This is a genomic window from Dissulfurimicrobium hydrothermale (assembly GCF_022026155.1).
In the GTDB taxonomy this organism is placed as follows: domain Bacteria; phylum Desulfobacterota; class Dissulfuribacteria; order Dissulfuribacterales; family Sh68; genus Dissulfurimicrobium; species Dissulfurimicrobium hydrothermale.
This window is the reverse complement of sequence record NZ_CP085041.1, coordinates 86,859-103,654: the sequence shown is the minus strand read 5'-3', so window position 1 is coordinate 103,654 and position 16,796 is coordinate 86,859. Positions and strand designations below refer to the sequence as shown.

Annotated in this window: 15 protein-coding genes and 1 tRNA gene; 4 read left to right on the top strand and 12 right to left on the bottom strand. The window is 51.7% G+C overall.

Features of this window, described 5'->3' with window-relative positions; all coding sequences use genetic code 11:
• Nucleotides 1-35: 35 nt before the first annotated feature.
• The 9 genes from LGS26_RS00480 to LGS26_RS00440 form a co-directional block, all read right to left on the bottom strand.
• A complete protein-coding gene (locus tag LGS26_RS00480; RefSeq protein ID WP_237888742.1) occupies nucleotides 36-392 on the bottom strand; it encodes a MerR family transcriptional regulator in 357 nt (118 codons plus the stop codon).
• Nucleotides 331-669: an HU family DNA-binding protein gene (locus tag LGS26_RS00475; RefSeq protein WP_237888741.1), complete on the bottom strand. Its 339-nt coding sequence runs from the start codon at nucleotides 667-669 to the stop codon at nucleotides 331-333. Before LGS26_RS00475 ends, LGS26_RS00480 begins: the two co-directional genes overlap by 62 nt.
• Nucleotides 670-2,787: a phenylalanine--tRNA ligase subunit beta gene (pheT, locus tag LGS26_RS00470; protein WP_237888740.1), complete on the bottom strand. Its 2,118-nt coding sequence runs from the start codon at nucleotides 2,785-2,787 to the stop codon at nucleotides 670-672. It abuts the gene before it with no gap.
• A gap of 11 nt (nucleotides 2,788-2,798) precedes the next feature.
• Nucleotides 2,799-3,806 carry a phenylalanine--tRNA ligase subunit alpha gene (gene pheS / locus LGS26_RS00465; protein ID WP_237889968.1) on the bottom strand — a complete coding sequence of 336 codons (1,008 nt, stop codon included), beginning with the start codon at nucleotides 3,804-3,806 and terminating at the stop codon, nucleotides 2,799-2,801.
• Nucleotides 3,807-4,166: 360 nt separating this feature from the next.
• Nucleotides 4,167-4,517 carry a 50S ribosomal protein L20 gene (rplT, locus tag LGS26_RS00460; protein WP_237888739.1) on the bottom strand — a complete coding sequence of 117 codons (351 nt, stop codon included), beginning with the start codon at nucleotides 4,515-4,517 and terminating at the stop codon, nucleotides 4,167-4,169.
• Nucleotides 4,518-4,608: 91 nt separating this feature from the next.
• On the bottom strand, nucleotides 4,609-4,806 hold the full coding sequence (rpmI, locus tag LGS26_RS00455; protein WP_237888738.1) for a 50S ribosomal protein L35: 198 nt from the start codon (nucleotides 4,804-4,806) through the stop codon (nucleotides 4,609-4,611).
• 33 nt (nucleotides 4,807-4,839) lie between these two features.
• Nucleotides 4,840-5,325, bottom strand: coding sequence for a translation initiation factor IF-3 (gene infC / locus LGS26_RS00450; protein ID WP_407932016.1), 486 nt, complete (start codon nucleotides 5,323-5,325; stop codon nucleotides 4,840-4,842).
• A gap of 156 nt (nucleotides 5,326-5,481) precedes the next feature.
• Nucleotides 5,482-7,461, bottom strand: coding sequence for a threonine--tRNA ligase (gene thrS / locus LGS26_RS00445; RefSeq protein WP_237888737.1), 1,980 nt, complete (start codon nucleotides 7,459-7,461; stop codon nucleotides 5,482-5,484).
• Between the two features lie 28 nt (nucleotides 7,462-7,489).
• Nucleotides 7,490-7,564 (bottom strand) — tRNA-Val (locus LGS26_RS00440).
• A gap of 173 nt (nucleotides 7,565-7,737) precedes the next feature.
• Here LGS26_RS00440 and LGS26_RS00435 point away from each other — a divergent pair.
• The 3 genes from LGS26_RS00435 to LGS26_RS00425 are packed head-to-tail and all read left to right on the top strand — an operon-like array spanning nucleotide 7,738 to nucleotide 11,978.
• On the top strand, nucleotides 7,738-8,349 hold the full coding sequence (locus tag LGS26_RS00435) for a DUF4390 domain-containing protein (RefSeq protein ID WP_237888736.1): 612 nt from the start codon (nucleotides 7,738-7,740) through the stop codon (nucleotides 8,347-8,349).
• Nucleotides 8,327-10,621, top strand: coding sequence for a sensor histidine kinase (locus LGS26_RS00430; protein ID WP_237888735.1), 2,295 nt, complete (start codon nucleotides 8,327-8,329; stop codon nucleotides 10,619-10,621). The genes LGS26_RS00435 and LGS26_RS00430 overlap by 23 nt, the downstream gene beginning before the upstream one ends.
• Complete coding sequence (locus LGS26_RS00425) at nucleotides 10,590-11,978, top strand: sigma-54-dependent transcriptional regulator (protein ID WP_237888734.1); 1,389 nt, start codon at nucleotides 10,590-10,592, stop codon at nucleotides 11,976-11,978. The genes LGS26_RS00430 and LGS26_RS00425 overlap by 32 nt, the downstream gene beginning before the upstream one ends.
• 12 nt (nucleotides 11,979-11,990) lie before the next feature.
• Here LGS26_RS00425 and plsY read toward each other — a convergent pair whose 3' ends face one another.
• The gene (gene plsY / locus LGS26_RS00420) at nucleotides 11,991-12,596 is read right to left on the bottom strand and encodes a glycerol-3-phosphate 1-O-acyltransferase PlsY (protein ID WP_237888733.1); all 606 of its coding nucleotides are present in this window, start codon (nucleotides 12,594-12,596) and stop codon (nucleotides 11,991-11,993) included.
• A 220-nt stretch (nucleotides 12,597-12,816) separates the two neighbouring features.
• Between plsY and LGS26_RS00415 the strand changes: the two genes are divergently transcribed.
• Nucleotides 12,817-15,069, top strand: a complete 2,253-nt coding sequence (locus LGS26_RS00415; protein ID WP_237888732.1) for an LPS-assembly protein LptD — start codon at nucleotides 12,817-12,819, stop codon at nucleotides 15,067-15,069.
• Here LGS26_RS00415 and LGS26_RS00410 read toward each other — a convergent pair.
• Both LGS26_RS00410 and trpS read right to left on the bottom strand, forming a co-directional pair.
• Entirely contained in the window at nucleotides 15,066-15,821 is a 756-nt protein-coding gene (locus LGS26_RS00410) for a segregation and condensation protein A (RefSeq protein WP_237888731.1), read from the bottom strand. The two genes, LGS26_RS00415 and LGS26_RS00410, sit on opposite strands and share 4 nt — an antisense overlap.
• Nucleotides 15,800-16,792, bottom strand: a complete 993-nt coding sequence (trpS, locus tag LGS26_RS00405; protein ID WP_237888730.1) for a tryptophan--tRNA ligase — start codon at nucleotides 16,790-16,792, stop codon at nucleotides 15,800-15,802. Before trpS ends, LGS26_RS00410 begins: the two co-directional genes overlap by 22 nt.
• Nucleotides 16,793-16,796: the final 4 nt, after the last annotated feature.

Here is a 16,796-nt window from a genome sequence, read left to right as displayed (position 1 = left end):
GCAATAAACATCCGCCTTGATCACACCCGATCCTTTTAACCCTCAAGCATCTGCCTTATCAAAACAAGCCCGGCCCTGATCTCTGAAATGACGGTCTCATATTTCATCTTTCCGCAGTCGTGCGAAAAGAGCTCGGCCTGCACCGGAACAGCCCTTCCCTCTTCTGATAACTGCTTCTTCGCCCCAGCTATAGTGAAGCCCTTTTCATAAAGGAGTTCTTTTATACGACCGATCAATTCGATATCTTCAGGCCGGTAGAGCCTCTGTCTCGCCACCCTGTGGGGGCGTATCTGCCGAAACTCCCCCTCCCAGTAACGCAGCACATGTGCATCAACGCCGGTCAACCTGCTGACATCCCCAATCCGGTAGTATTTCTTCCCCTTTTTCTCCATTTACCATCGCCTTTAATATCCTGCTCGGGCGAAAGGTCACGCCCCGCCTCGGAGGTATCTCAACCAACCTCCTATCGATGGGATTTACCCATGTCCGCCCGGCCCTTTCAACAGGACAAAAGACGCCGAATCTTGCTATCTTTAACCGATCGCCGTTACCTAGCGCAAGACCCATCTCAAACAAAAGCCTGTCTATCAGTCTCCGGCTGACACGGATCGAAAAACCGAATTCCTGACTTATGCGTCTCGCCAGGTCGCGTCTCGTAAGCGCACCCATCTATCCCCTTAACGCCCCGCCGAATCTCTTTAAAAGCGCCTCGACAAACCCACCGTTGACCCTCGAGACCTCTTCTTCAGAGAGCGTGCGATCTTCAGCCCTGTATCTCAAACGCAGACCTATGCCCTTTGAACCCTTAGGGATCGGACTTCCGGTATAGACGTCGAAGACCTCGATATCCTCGAGGAACATCGGCCTGTTGCCCTGAACAAACTCGAGGATATCCTTTAAAACTACATGATCGGGCATGACCAACGCCACATCCCTCTCCATTGAAGGAAACCTCGGGAGAGGTTTGAACCTCACCCCAGGTGAAGTGGCGCGGCCCATGGCTTCAAGCGAGAGATCGAAGGCGAACAACGGCCCGTCTATGTCCCAGGCGGCGAGGACCTTCGGAGATATCTCACCGAACGTGCCGAGCAGCCCTCCGTTTGAATCGACTACCCTTGCCGATGCACCGGCCAGATAAAATGGATCGCCTGGGGTCCCCAGGATGAGGGACCACCCGTTGATCATGAGACCGCGAAGCAGCTCCTCCATGATACCCTTGAGGTCAAAAACATCGGCCCGCTCTCTGCCCCAGGCCCACGAAGGACAATGTCTCGCGCCGACCCATACCGCCGCCACCCTCTGCTCCTGCCGCGAGAGCACGTCTTGACCTGTCCCATGATAAAATACAGCGCCCGCCTCAAACAGCTTGACATCCATATTTCTGCGCGCCTGATTCCTAGCTGCGGCGCCAAGGAGGGACGGGATGAGGCTGGTACGCATGACCGAAAGGTCTTCACTGATCGGATTTTGAAGCCTTACCGGTCTCAGGCGCGGATCGCCCCCCTCAAGGCCGAGCCGCTCTATGTCGCCTGGGGATATGAAGCTGTAGGAGATGGCCTCGCACATCCCCTGCGAGACCAATATCTCCTTGGCCTTGTCGATTAAATCCTTTTCAGGACTGGTTGCCGGGGAACAAGCTATGATACCAGCGCAAGGGACCTCGGCCTCGATATTGTCGTAACCGTAAAGCCTTGCGACCTCTTCGATAAGGTCCGTCTCCTCGATGAGATCGAGACGATACGAAGGGACCGAAAACCCCATCGCGCTGACATCCTTCATGCCGTCAATCCTGGCTAAGCCCAAGGATTCAAGTATGGCAGCGATGTGCTCGGCCTCTATCTCGACGCCGAGAAGCCGCTTCACCCGCTCAGGCCTGATCCGTATCACGCGCGCCTCGAAGGGCCGAGGATAGACGTCCCTGACCCCACCCGCCTTGACCGGGCTGCCGCTTGGTGAGGCAAGGTCCGATATCAGGTCGACCGCCCGCTTCAGCGCAGTCATAACCCCCTCTATGTCGGTCCCACGCTCAAACCTGTAGGAGGCCTCGGTGTATATCTTGAGCGCCTTGGCCGTGCGTCTCACCTGAGAGGGCTCAAACCATGCACTTTCGAGAAGTATCCTGGACGTCTCAGGCCTTACCTCAGTCTCAGCCCCGCCCATGATCCCGGCAACCGCCACAGGCCTCTCTTCGTCTGCGATGACCAACATCCCCGCGGAAAGCGGTCTATCCTTTCCGTCAAGGGTCTTGATCGCCTCTCCGGCCCTTGCCGACCTCACAACTATGGCCGGACCCCTAAGCCTGTCCAGGTCAAAGGCGTGAAGGGGCTGGCCCAGCTCAAGAAGCACATAGTTTGTTGCGTCAACCACATTGTTTACAGGTCTTATCCCGCATGCCTCGAGGCGCCTCTTGAGCCAATCCGGCGATGGACCGATACGCACATCTTCAAGCACACAAGCTGCATATCTTGCACAGCGATCAACCGCCTCAATAGTTACGGGAACGGATACCGAGGTCTCAAGTGCACCCGGCGCGCCATCAGTCAGACAAACACTCGGGCCGAATATCAAAGGAAGTCCGTATATAGCCGAGATCTCCCTTGCAATGCCAAGGACACTCAGACAGTCGGGACGATTCGGGGTTATGCTGATATCAATGACAAAATCATCCGGACCAAACGGCTCTATAGACTCGATCTCAAGCCCGGTAAGTGTCAGATCCCGGCCAAGCCTTTCGACCCCGCAATCAAACGGCACAAACTCCTTAAGCCACGATGTAAGGATACGCATAGCCCTTCAGCTCAAAACTGATTGAGAAACCTGAGGTCGTTTTCATAAAACAAGCGGATGTCGTCTATGCCGTATTTGAGCATCGCCACCCGTTCCACCCCCAGACCAAATGCAAAACCGGTACACTCTTCTGCATCATAACCCACCTTTCTGAAGACGTTGGGATGCACCATGCCCGCACCTAGTATCTCAAGCCAACCGGTTTGGGAACAGACACGGCAGCCACCGCCGCTACACATGACGCATTGGATATCCACCTCGGCACTCGGCTCCGTAAAAGGGAAAAAACTAGGTCTGAAGCGCACAGGTATATCGCCGAACATATCGTGTAAAAAATGGGTCAACACACCTTTAAGGCCTGCGAATGTCACGCCCTTGTCCACCATGAGCCCCTCCACTTGATGAAACATCGGGGTATGGGTTACATCGGAATCGCAGCGATAGACCTTGCCAGGGGCGATTATTCTTAAGGGGGGGCTGCGCCTTTCCATGGTACGGACCTGTATGGGCGATGTATGGGTGCGCAGCAGCACCTTCTCATTCACATAGAAGGTATCCTGCATGTCACGTGCAGGGTGGTCTACTGGGATATTTAAGGCCTCGAAATTATAAAAATCAAGTTCGATCTCTGGACCGGTCTCCACGGAAAAACCCATGCGCATAAAGATCGAGGCGATCTCCTCCATCACCTGCGTAATCGGGTGCAGCCTGGCCAAAGGACGCCTCCTGCCAGGCAATGTAAGATCAAGGCCGGATACCCTGGATGTGGACCCACCGGCGCCAAGGGAGTCCCTCCTTTTAGATATCTCGTTTTCCAGTTCGTCCTTGATGGTATTGGCAAGCTGACCGATCCTTGGACGTTCCTCGGGAGATATGGCGCCCAGGCCCCTCAAAACCGCAGTAAGTTCTCCCTTGCGGCCGATGAACTCGACACGCAATCTATCAAGCTCCTGGATGCTCGAGGCATTGCCTATTGCATCCAAGGCCCTTGCCCTGATCCTCTTCAAATGATCTATCATTTCGTCTTCATGATTTACTAAAGGCCGAACATTGATGGCGTCGCAAAAAAGTCGCCCACTGCCCTGTTGCGCTGCATCCTTCGTCACTGCGGCGTACAGTAAGGTACGCCTCATTCCTCAGGATTTTCGCGCCTTACATTTACGATTTTTGCTTAGCCATCTCATATAATGACTTTTTATGAGATCATCAATATTGCATGCCTTAAAAAACCAGGCCACAGGTCACAGCGCCACACCGCTCGTAGTCACGGCGGGCAACCTCTGCTCGGCCTGTCTCCGGTCTTCCAGATCACCTGCCAGATCTGTACGCCAGGGATCCGAAACCGGGTGGATCAAGCCCCACCGTCACATGCTTCCTTGTCAAGCGGCCTTGGCTTTGTCGGCCAATGCAGAAAAGGCCGCCGGATCGGTGACGGCCAAGTTGGCAAGCATCTTTCTATCTATATCGATCTTGGCCTTTTTAAGGCCATCGATGAAACGGCTGTAGGAAAGGCCGTTTTGTCTGCATGCGGCGTTCACCCTGACTATCCAAAGCCCACGGTAGAGACGTTTCTTGACCTTTCTATCACGAAATGCATAGCTCAGGCCTTTTTCAACGGTCTCCTTGGCCTGTTTGAAACAACGATGTCTGGCCCCCATATAGCCCTTGGCCATATTTAATATCTTTTTACGGCGGCGGCGGGCCTTGAAGCCCCTTTTAACCCTTGGCATATCTAAAACTCCTGATTTTTATATAATGACTTCTTTACGAGACCATCAAGATTGATGACTCATCAAAAAAACAACCGTGTTGTTGCATCGCCTACAGATATGGCATCATACGCCTGTAAGTGCTGACCATGCCATCTGACAGCGCTATCTCTTTCTTGAGATTTCTTTTCCTCTTGCGCGACTTGTGTGTCAGGAGATGGCTCTTGCCCGCCCTGTACGACATCAGCTTGCCAGTACTGGTTGCCCTGAACCGCTTTGCAGCGGAACGTCTTGTCTTGATCTTTATCATTCATCTCTCCTTATGGCTATTCTAAAAAAACTCTCAATCCCTCTTGGGGGCCAGGATTATATGCAACGTAGGTCCTTCAACACTTGGTGCCCCCTCGCTCACCGCTACATCCGAAAGCTCTTCAGTTATCTTGGAAAGAATGGCCAAACCTAGATGTCTGTGCACTATCTCCCTCCCTCTAAAACGCACGGTAAGCTTCACCTTGTTACCTTCCTTCAAAAACTCCCTTATATGCCTCTTTTTTACCTCCATGTCGTGGGTATCCGTCCTAGGGCGAAGCTTTATCTCTTTTATCTGGACATGGACCTGCTTCTTCTTTGCCTCTTGAATCTTCTTGCTCTGCTCATATCTGTACTTGCCGTAATCCATTATACGACAGACGGGCGGCTTGGCCCCCGGTGCAACCTCCACCAGATCAAGCCCTATGCTCATCGCCCTATCGAGCGCATCTTCTACTGGCATTATACCCAACTGCTCCCCGTCGACCCCTATAAGACGGACCTCTGAGGCCCTGATCATCTGATTTATATTGGTTGAATTTTCTTTTGCTATACTACACCTCCTATTAGAAGACCTATATCTCCTACTGTTAGTACTTTTTTATAACTTTATCGCCCAAAAATAACAAGGCGGTCGGCGACAAAATAAAAAGGGCAGGACGCAAACCGCCAATGCCTAGTCTGTGTCAGGCCGTCTCTGCCTTGCAGCATCGGCAAACGCGGTGCCGCATTCCTTTACGAGCAACGCCATAAAATCATCGAGCTCCATGGCAGGCAAGGTCTCCCCTGACCTTAACCTTGGGCTCACGACCTTGTTCTCAATCTCTTTGTCGCCGATAACCAGCATATAAGGGACCTTCATGAGCTGTGCCTCGCGGATCTTTTTGCCGAGCTTCTCGTTCCTGAGATCGATCTCCACTCTGAAACCGGTCCCCTTTAGCCTATCGGCGACGGACCGAGCCCAGGCATCGGCCCTGTCTGTTACGGTCAATACGACAACCTGTACAGGCGAAAGCCAGAGAGGAAACGCCCCTGCATAGTGTTCAATCAAAACCCCGAAAAACCGTTCGATCGAGCCCATGAGCGCCCTATGGATCATGATCGGGGTCTTGGGCTGACCGTCTTCCCCCATAAAACACATGCCGAACCTCTCCGGGAGATTGAAATCAACCTGGATGGTGGAGCACTGCCATGATCGGTCGAGACAATCCTTGATCTTGATATCTATCTTCGGGCCGTAAAATACACCCTCCCCGGGATCTATCTCATAGGAAAGCCCCTGCGCCTTCAAGGCGTCTTTGAGCGCACTGGTCGCCCGCTCCCAATTCTCTTCGGAACCAACATATTTTTCAGGCCTGGTTGAGACATAGACGTCATACCGGTCGAAACCGAAGACGCGAAGGACATAGAGGGTCATATCAAGTATCTCGCGTATCTCACCCTGAAGCTGATCGGCACGGCAAAAGATATGGGCATCGTCCTGAGTGAAGCCACGTACCCTCATAAGGCCATGGAGTGTACCGGCCCGTTCGTAGCGGTATACCGTGCCGAGCTCGCACCACCTCAAAGGAAATTCGCGGTAACTACGTCTCCTTGAGTTGTAGACGGCTATGTGAAATGGACAGTTCATGGGCTTGATCTGATATGCCACGCCGTCTATTTCCATCGGCGCATACATGCTGTCCCTGTAAAAATCGAGATGGCCGCTTGTCTTCCAGAGGTCGCGCCTTGCTATGTGGGGTGTATAGAGGAGACTATAGCCGCGCCGCATGTGCTCGTCGCGCCAGAAGTCCTCTATGGCCTTTCGTACTGCGGCGCCTCTAGGATGCCAAAGGATGAGCCCTGGGCCGATCTCTTCGTCGACCGAAAAGAGCCCGAGTTCCTTTCCAAGATACCTGTGATCACGCCTCTTGGCCTCTTCAACACGTTCAAGATATGCCTCTAGCTCCTTTTGGTCGAAAAAGGCCGTACCATAGATGCGTTGGAGCATGGGCCTCTTTTCGTCTCCCTTCCAGTAGGCCCCCGCAAGACCCGTAAGCTTAAAGGCAGATATGCACCCAGTATGCGGAAGATGCGGCCCGCGACAAAGGTCTAGAAAACCGTCCTGACCGTAGAGTGAAACGGATTCAACACCCTGCGCCTCAAGTTCATCCAAAAGCTCAAGTTTGAACACCTCACCCAAGGCAAGGAATTGCGCCCTAGCCTCAGACAATGAGACCTCGCGCCTTTCTACAGGAAGGGCCCGGCTCACGATCTCGCGCATCCTGGCCTCTATCTTATCCAGATCATCCGGAGTAAAACCCCTCTCATATCCGAAGTCATAATAAAAACCATTTGCTATTGCAGGGCCTATTGCGATCCTTGTCCCAGGGAAAAGCTCTTTGACCGCCTGCGCCATGACATGGGCGGTAGTATGGCGCAGGACGTGAAGGACATCATCTCCCTCAAGGAAAACGGCCTCTATGCTGCAATCGTCAGTCAAGGAGACGGAGAGATCTCTGAGCACCCCATCAATCCTTACGAGCACGGCCTTTTCTGCCTCCCTGTCACCCAAGACTTGCTCGAGGACCTCTCCTGCCGCGATACCTTTTAAGACTTCAATTACGGTCTTGTCTGGGAGCGTGATCTTTATGAGGTCGAATCGACTGTTTTCCATTGATGGCATTAAGGTTGGATTATTTAAGTGGTAGGCACGGGCGGGATTGAACCGCCGACTTCTACCGTGTCAAGGTAGCGCTCTCCCACTGAGCTACGCGCCTTTAACCAAATTCCCTCCAACGATGGTTTTGATAACAGGATTGACGGGTTGTGTCAAGGCGCAGCATGCAATCTTAAGGTCTTTTAATAAAAATGAATCGCCGTTATTGCTTTTAAGCAACCGACTAATTAAGTTCAGACCTAACATATATAATCTAAAATCCTTAAGACAAAATTGCAAAGACACCTCTTCATCACAAGGGAATTTTTTTATGTCGCCTTTTATCTGGCTGCGCTGGGTGCAGCGACAGGGCTCTTGCAATTCCTCTCGCCAGCCTTGTCATATGCTGACAACAACATTGCGCCCAGGGTATCAGACCTGGCAGTTGCTAACACAAAGAGGTATCTACTCGCATATTTCTCGCTCAAGAACGGCCTTACCTATGAAATAGCCGCCGCTATCCAGAGCGGTATACCAATAAAATACACCTACGAGATAGAATTAAACGAGCCAAGGCTGCTTATAGACAAGACCCTATTCCATGGATATATCTCAAGGACCTTAAGCTATGACGCCCTTCGCGGCGAATACACCATCACGCTTGGTCCTAAAAATCCAAGGGCGGTCAGCGTAAAGAGCAGGGCTGAGGCGCTGTCGATGATGTTCGAGATAAACGGCACCCCTCTCGTGCCGGTTTCAAGACTGAGGCGTGGAGTCACATATAGACTCAGCGTGCGCGCGGCGGCTGAAAAGGTCGAATCTAACATCCAGTTTCCAGGCCTTATGAATATATTTTCCCCGTGGGACCTCAAGACCGATTGGAATGAAATCTACTTTACCTACTAGTGAAATAAAAAGGCGAAGGCGCGAACGTCTGTTCATACTAGCCGCCGGTGTCTTGATGGCGGTCCTGTCGATCCTCGAATACTACCTGATATCCAGACCGGCCTCATTCCCGACGCCCACCGGCAGCAACATTATAATCTTCGCGGTCATAAACCTTAACATAATATTGGTATTGCTGCTTGTATTCCTCATAGTCAGGCAACTTGTAAAGGTAATCTTTGAGGATAAAAAGAGACTCCTCGGCGCCAAGCTCAGGAAAAAACTTGTGCTCGCCTTCATATTTCTCTCCCTGCTTCCCACCTTGATGCTGTTCTTTGCATCGTTCCAATTTTTAAGGACAAGTCTTACCTATTGGTTTGACATAAAAGTCGAACGCGCCTTAGACAATGCCCTTACGGTCGGTCAGACATACTACCAAGACAGGGTGGCCCAGCTCGAACAGTCGGCACAGACTATTTCGCTGGCCGTAAGCCTAAGGTGCATAAAAGACAGCGCCATTGATATGGTATGTGCGGAGGAGATGCTCACCCCGCATCCGCTGTTGCCCAATGGGTCTTTAACAAAGACGTGCAGCCCTATAAATTCAATAGAGATATTCAGCCCCAGCCTCAAGGCGCAGCTCACAAGGACATGGCTGCCGCTTGCAGGACCGCCGCCTCGGATACCGTCTTCGAATCTTGCGAAGGCCCTTAATGAGGGTGGCCTGGTGGTTCAAAACGACAATCTACAAAACGGCTCTCTTATAAGGGTGCTTTGCCCGCTCAAAGGCCCGAACGGTCCGGCACTTGCTGTCATCGCAGTCGGCAATCTCATACCGAGCGACATAAACGGGCTCCTCGATGGGATCAAGATGGGCTATGAAGACTATCATCAGCTCCTCCTCTACCAAAATCCGATAAAGGCGACGCTGCTTCTCGCCCTCTTTCTGATAACCCTCCTCATCATTTTCGTATCCATCTGGCTGGGCTTTCGCATCGCCAAGGGCATAACGGAACCCGTGCAGATGCTGGCCGAGGCTACACACAGGATCGCGCAAGGCGACCTGGATTTTAGTCTTGAGACCCATGGAAGGGACGAACTGAGCTCGCTTGTCCGTGCATTTAATACAATGACACAAGATCTTAAGGAGGCTAGACGCAGGGCGGAAAACGCCTCGAGACAACTGAAAAAGAGCTATTACGAGATCGAGCAACGCCGCCGCTACATAGAGATCATACTCCAGAATGTGGCCGCCGGGGTCATTTCAATCGACAGGAACGGGATCGTCACCACAATGAACAGGTCTGCAGAGGCCATATTAAAGCTCAAGGCGGATGAGATCGTAGGCATGCCTTATCATAAACTACTGGACAAGGACCAGGTGAATGAATTCGAGGCCATCAGAAGGGAGATCGCCTCAACCGGCAAGGGGACGCTTCAGCGCCCGATGCGCATACAGGTAAAGGACAGGTATCTCTCTCTCATCGTAAGTTTTACAGTCCTGAGAGACCAAGACGGCATGTCGCATGGAGTGGTGATCGTATTCGACGACCTTACGGAGCTGGAAAAGATCCAGAGGCTCGCTGCATGGCGCGAGGTGGCGAGACGTATAGCACATGAGGTGAAAAACCCGCTCACACCTATCCAGCTCTCGGCCCAGCGACTCAGAAAAAAATATATGGAAGGCCTGGATAAAGAGGCAAGGGAGGTCTTTGACGCCTGCACGAATACCATCATAAAACAGGCTGATGAATTAAAAAGGCTGGTAAATGAGTTTTCAAACTTTGCGCGGATGCCGACTATTAGGCCAAGAGCAGTCAGGCTGGACGCGCTTGCCGAGGAGGTCGTAGCCCTTTATCGTGAAGCGCATCCGGCTATAGCTTTTACATTAAAGCGCCCTGATATAATGCCTGAGGCCGTGCTGGATCCGGATCAAATCAAGAGAGCGATCATAAACCTCCTCGATAACGCAGTAGCCTCAATGCCCGATGGTGGCTCGGTGGAAGTAGGCGTCTTTTTTGACTCGGAAAAGAGGGAGGTGGGTGTCTGGGTGGCCGACACTGGTACAGGCATCACCCCTGAAGACAGAGAGCGCATTTTCGAACCATATTTTTCAAAAAAAAGGGGGGGTACTGGACTCGGCCTTGCTATTGTCAATTCGATCGTCATGGACCATAATGGTCGAATTAAAGTAGAAGATAATGTCCCGTATGGGACAAGGTTTACACTGATCTTTCCTCAACAACAGTCCATTGGTGGCCATGCTCAAGAAAAAAATACTGATAACCGATGACGAACAGACCATCATTGAGACGGTGCAGGGGATCCTCGAAGACGAGGGTTTTGATGTCAAATCGGCACTCAATGGGGAGGCCGCCCTTGCCGCTATAGCGGACGACCTGCCGGATCTCGTCCTCCTCGACATCTGGATGCCAGGCATGGACGGACTCCATGTGTTAAAAAAGATCAAAGATGACTGGCCGTTTCTGCCAGTCATAATAATGTCAGGTCATGGCAATATAGAGACGGCCGTAAAGGCCACAAAGCTCGGCGCATATGATTTCATAGAAAAACCTCTTTCTTATGAACAGCTTGTCCTCACTATCAGAAACGCCCTTAATTACAAGGAGTTGCAGGAAGAAAACGTATTGCTGCGACAAAAGACCGATTTATCTAGGGAACTTGTCGGTCAGAGCCAGGCCATGCAGAAACTTAAGGAACAGATAGCTGTCGTCGGTCCTACGGATGCCTGGGTACTCATTCAGGGGGAAAACGGCACCGGCAAGGAACTAGTTGCGCAGACGATCCATAGACTGAGCAAAAGGGGGCGCAAGCCACTCGTCGAGGTGAACTGCGCGGCAATACCTGAAGAACTCATTGAAAGTGAGCTCTTCGGACATGAAAAGGGGGCGTTTACAGGGGCGACATCCATGAAGCAGGGCAAATTCGACCTTGCGAACGGTGGGACGCTCTTTCTGGACGAGATAGGCGACATGAGCCTCAAAACCCAGGCAAAGGTCCTGAGGATACTCCAAGAACAGAGGTTCGAACGGGTCGGCGGCGCAAAGACCATCCAGGTGGATGTGCGCATCATAGCAGCCACAAACAAAGACCTGGAGAAGGAGATAGAGGCCGGAAACTTCCGTGAAGACCTATATTACCGCTTGAACGTCATACCGATTGAGGTACCACCGTTGAGGGAACGCAAGGAAGATATCCATCTCCTCTTGAACGTCTTTTTGCAAGAATTTGCCCAAAAGGCTGCAAAGGGCCATAAAAAAGTTGCGCCCGATGTAATAGAGGCACTGAAAAGACACGACTGGCCTGGAAATGTGAGGGAACTCAAAAACCTTGCGGAAAGACTGGTAATACTCTCAAAGGGATCTGAAATCACCTTGGAAGACCTGCCGCTTTCATATCAAAAGGGCCTTAAAGACGAACGGGCGTCGGCAGGGTCATCAGACTACGGCGTCAGGCCATGGCTTTCCTGTGACAGCTTCCGCGACGCCAAGGCGATGTTCGAACGGGAATATTTGGCGCAAAAATTGGCCGAACATGGAGGCAATATAACCAAAACTGCAGAGGCTATAGGGCTGGAAAGGAGGCATTTGCATAGGAAAATCGCACAATTGGGACTAAGCGGCGAATAGTATCCAATACGTCTACACCATAGGCGGACCCTTCCAGCCATGCTCCTCTCCACGCAGAAGCCGCCTTATATTTTCCTTGTGCTTCCACCAGATAAGGACGGCCATGGCCCATGCCATAAGTTCGACCGGACCGCTTGGACAGAAAAAATGTACACCGGCTGGTGCAATAGCGGCTGCAGCCAGAGACCCAGCCGATACAAACCCCGTCACCCTTGCCACAATCAAGAAAATGGCGGCTGCCACACAAAGGGCTGACGGACAGACTGCCAGTAAGACACCTGCGGACGTCGCCACGCCCTTGCCACCGCGGAATCCAAGAAAGAGCGGATAGCAATGGCCGATCACCGCCCCAAGCCCCGTAAGCGCCAGGATGCCCGGATCAGATAGACCGGAACCGACCAGCCTGAGCAATACGATCGGCAAAAACCCTTTGGCCAGATCAGCCAGCAAGGTCAGGAAACCGGCACCCTTGCCCATAACCCTCATTACGTTGGTTGCACCTATATTGCCGCTCCCGCTCCCCCTTAGATCCACCCCCTTGATCCTTGCAAACAAGAGGCCGAACGGGATAGACCCAGCAAGGTACGCAAGAACCGGCCAAAAAAAATTGTTCGACATAACCATCTATCCTATCGCACGACCTGAATTGTAGAATTATGAAAGCATCACGACAATCGCTTCTTGTATAAAGACTGTCTAAAATAAAATCAAGGATGGATAATAGACATTCCTGTAAAATAAGGCGGTACATCCATTGAAAACAACCCACCTATATGATACTAACGGTCATTAGGTTATGATGACTCGGCCATGTCCACTTAAATTGATTTGCATCCTGTTGATTTGCATCCTGTCCGGGGTCAAATCTGTATCCGCAGACGGTCTGGATGCATCGCACGAACCGCCGCATCAGGCTGGAGGACAACCGTCCCCTGGGCACCCCCATCTTGATGGACCAGCCGAACCCCCCAAAGGCGTCGAGCCATGGCATATAGAGGCGGAGAAACTCACGTTCTATCAATCAACAGACGCCATCCTCGGAGAAGGGGCGGTCAACATCAGGCACGGCGAATTGAAGATATCGGCCGACAGGATCCTCTACGACACACGAAAAGGAAAGGTCTGGGCCAACGGGGCGGTTGTAATGGATATGGATCAAGGGGTCTTGAGGGGCGAGGAAGGGGAATTCGATCTGAAGACCTCAACCGGTACCATGAAAGGGGCGCATCTCTTCCTCAAGAGAAATAATGTCCATCTAGTGGCGAAACAGCTCTGGAAGACAGGGGCCGAGGAATACAGGGCTAAGGATGCGGTCATAAGTACATGCCCACTTCCGAAACAGGCATGGAGCTTCCGATGCAGCGATTTAAGACTTACCATCACAGGCCAGGCAGTCGCCAAGGATGCAAGGTTCAATATAGAAAACGTGCCGGTACTCTATTCCCCCTGGATATCCATCCCGATTAACAGATACAGAAAATCCGGCTTCCTGCTGCCCTATTTCGCCAATTCGAGCAGAAACGGCGCAGAGATCGACGTCCCTTATTTCTGGGCCATAAACGACAGCATGGACGCGACCTTTTACCAAGACCTGATGAGCAACAGGGGCTGGATGGAGGGAGTTGAATTCCGACACGTCTTTTCTCCTGAATCAAGGGGAATTATACGCTATAATCACCTGAGCGACAATCTGAAGGATAATGACTACAATAACGACGGCCAGATAAGAAGGAACTCTGAAAGATGGTGGCTCAGAGGCAAGATCGATCAGGAGCTGCCATTGGGCTTTAAAGCCAAGGTCGATATAGACCTGGTCAGCGACAGGGATTACCTCCAGGAATTTAACGGGGGGCCGATGGGTTTTGATCAGACCAACAGGACGTTCCTAAAAAACTTCGGTCGTTCCATGGCTGACATAACAGACACCATAAGGCCATCGAGTCTCCAGATCACAAGAAACGGCGAGGACAGCTTTGTAGGGGGCGAGATGCGTTACAATCAGAACCTCGTCACCGGGGAGCAATCCACCACTGTTCAGACACTGCCCAAGCTCGTTTTCCACGGTTTTGACGTCCCCCTTGCCAACACACGGCTCTACTACAACTGGGACGCCTCGTATGTAAACTATTGGCGTGACTCCGACACAAAAGAACAGCGTATAAACCTTGAACCGACCACATCCCTGCCTTTCAAGCTCAAAGGCTGGCTGAACGGTCTGGCCTCTCTTTCAGTCCAGGAGACCATGTATACGTCTAGCGGTTCCACGCAAAATATACGCCCAAAAGATACCAAGAACCGTGGTCTTTACACATTCAATACGCAGGTGAGCACAAATCTAGCAAGGATATTTGATATGGGCGACGGCCTTTCGCTGCGTCATACCATACGTCCCAAGCTCGCATATACATACAGACCCACTGTAGATCAAACGCACATCCCATTCATCGACAACCTGGACCGCCTTGATCCGCTAAATAGATTTACGTGGTCGGTACTCTCCTTCCTGAGCAGCAAAAAACCGCTTGGCAAAGACAGATATGCCTTTTCGGACCTAATAAGATTCTATGTCGAACAAAGCTACGACACGCACGGCATCCCGCCGGGTCCGCCTGAGGTACAAAACTACAGCTACGACATCTTTAACCGCAACACCCTCATACCCAAACCCATAGACACCAACCACAAGTTTTCAGATATCTACGGAGAGATTGACTGCTGGCCTATCCCTTACTGGTACATCCGTTACGACACCACATACAACCTCTATGGCGACGGCTTTACAAGCTATAATCTCTGGACCGGCGTCTCAAAGCATGAAGGCGAGGATCTGGCGCTCAGTTACCGCTATAACCGCATCGAAAAGATAAACTCACTTGATATAAATGCCATGTTCCCCATTACGGCGGCCTGGAGGGCGACATACAGGACTTCGTGGTCAGTGCAGAATGGAAATGAGGTCGAATCCGTCTATGGTCTAAGATATCAGGCAAGCTGCTGGGCGATTACATGTAGTTACAAAAAAAATAAAGATGAAAACGTCTTCGGCTTCAACCTCGAGCTCCTGGGCATAGGCGGCTGGAGCGGAGACTAAGACGATGCCCTCATGACGATAACTATGTCCTTGCCATGAACGTCTTGAAGAAGGCGCACCCTTTTTTGCCTCGCCAGCTCAAGAAGCGAAATAAAGATACAAACCGCCGTCTTTCTGTCGCCGTCTGTTAAGAGGTCACAAAAACTTACCCTGCCCGTACTAGAAACAAGACCCAATACACACCCCATCGTCTGGACAAGGTCACACCTAGCCTCTTCAATCTCAACTACCCTTGGTAGCCTTCTATTTTTTATGACCGACCTGAATGCCGAGACCAGATCAAGCAAATCCACATCCTCGTGCCGCGGAACACAGCCGGCGTTGCCTTTCGAAAGCGCTGGGAGATCGCTCTCTGTCGCCTGGCTTTCTGTATCTGCATCTCTGATGAAGACATCCCTGCCCAAAAGCTCCCTTGCATCAAGCGCCTGTGCAAGCCGGCGTATCTCGACAAGCCCTTTCAAGGGCCTTACTATCTCAGACCTTGGGTCATCTTCGGCGCCGCAAGCGCCTAATGTCGGGGCAGGGAGAAGCATCTTGGACTTTATCTGAAGCAAGGTTGCGGCCATCACAAGGTATTCGCCTGCAACAACCAGATCAAGGGCCTGCATGAACTCCAGATATTCAAGATACTGGGCCGTGACCAGGGCAATGGGTATGTCGGCTATATCGAGCTTGTTCTTGTTTATAAGATATAAAAGGAGGTCAAGAGGCCCCTCAAAGACCTCAAGTCTTACCTGGCACTGGGGCTCCAAATTGCGCTTCGCACCTCTTCCATGGTCTCTACGGCGACACGCCTTGCCTTGCCTGCGCCCTGCTCAAGGACAGAGGCCACAAGGCCAGGCTCAGAGGACATGGTGGCCCGGCGTTCTTGAATAGGGGCGAGATAATCAATCAAGGCCTCTGCGAGTTCCTTTTTACATGCGACACACCCAAGGCGCGCGGCTCTACAGTCCTCTACGATCTCTCTTATACGGTCATCGGTCATATAGAGCTTGTGGAGATTAAAGGCCACGCAGCGCCTCTCAGGATCGCCAGGATCGTCCTTTCTCGGGCGTTCAATGTCCGTGACAATAGTCGAGATCTTTTTTCTTATGACTGCAGGCGGATCGGTAATAAAGATGGAGTTTTCATAACTCTTGCTCATCTTTCTACCATCAAGGCCAGGCAGTTTTGGAACAGCGGTCAGAAGGGCGTCAGGCTCCGGGAACACCTCTCCATAGAGATAATTGAACCTCCTCGCGATCTCCCTGGTCAATTCCACATGAGGAAGCTGATCCACCCCGACTGGGACCTTGTGTGCCTTGTATATGATTATATCCGCCGCCTGAAGAACAGGATATCCAAGGAAACCGAAGGTCGAAAGGTCCTTATCTGTCAGCTGCTCACGCTGTTCCTTATAGGTTGGATTGCGCTCAAGCCACGGGACCGGGGTGATCATGGATAGAAGGAGGTATAGCTCAGCATGTTCTTTTATATCCGACTGTAAAAAGATGGTGGATTTATCAGGATCTATGCCGACAGAGAGCCAGTCAAGGACCATCTCGCCTATATTGCCATATATGGCGCTGGGATCTTCATAGTTCGTCGTAAGAGCGTGCCAATCAGCTACAAAAAAATAACACTCATAAGTCCGCTGAAGCCTTTTCCAATTCTCAAGCACCCCGTGCAGATGCCCGATATGAAGCCTGCCCGACGGCCTCATGCCGCTAAGCACCCTTTGCATAACA

Excerpts from the sequence above, each read along its gene's own strand:
- LGS26_RS00480 (WP_237888742.1), bottom strand. The coding sequence starts at position 392 with ATGGAGAAAAAGGGGAAGAAATACTACCGGATTGGGGATGTCAGCAGG.
- LGS26_RS00475 (WP_237888741.1), bottom strand. The coding sequence starts at position 669 with ATGGGTGCGCTTACGAGACGCGACCTGGCGAGACGCATAAGTCAGGAA.
- pheT (WP_237888740.1), bottom strand. The coding sequence starts at position 2,787 with ATGCGTATCCTTACATCGTGGCTTAAGGAGTTTGTGCCGTTTGATTGC.
- pheS (WP_237889968.1), bottom strand. The coding sequence starts at position 3,806 with ATGATAGATCATTTGAAGAGGATCAGGGCAAGGGCCTTGGATGCAATA.
- rplT (WP_237888739.1), bottom strand. The coding sequence starts at position 4,517 with ATGCCAAGGGTTAAAAGGGGCTTCAAGGCCCGCCGCCGCCGTAAAAAG.
- rpmI (WP_237888738.1), bottom strand. The coding sequence starts at position 4,806 with ATGATAAAGATCAAGACAAGACGTTCCGCTGCAAAGCGGTTCAGGGCA.
- infC (WP_407932016.1), bottom strand. The coding sequence starts at position 5,325 with ATGATCAGGGCCTCAGAGGTCCGTCTTATAGGGGTCGACGGGGAGCAG.
- thrS (WP_237888737.1), bottom strand. The coding sequence starts at position 7,461 with ATGGAAAACAGTCGATTCGACCTCATAAAGATCACGCTCCCAGACAAG.
- LGS26_RS00430 (WP_237888735.1), top strand. The coding sequence starts at position 8,327 with ATGAAATCTACTTTACCTACTAGTGAAATAAAAAGGCGAAGGCGCGAA.
- LGS26_RS00425 (WP_237888734.1), top strand. The coding sequence starts at position 10,590 with ATGCTCAAGAAAAAAATACTGATAACCGATGACGAACAGACCATCATT.
- plsY (WP_237888733.1), bottom strand. The coding sequence starts at position 12,596 with ATGTCGAACAATTTTTTTTGGCCGGTTCTTGCGTACCTTGCTGGGTCT.
- trpS (WP_237888730.1), bottom strand. The coding sequence starts at position 16,792 with ATGCAAAGGGTGCTTAGCGGCATGAGGCCGTCGGGCAGGCTTCATATC.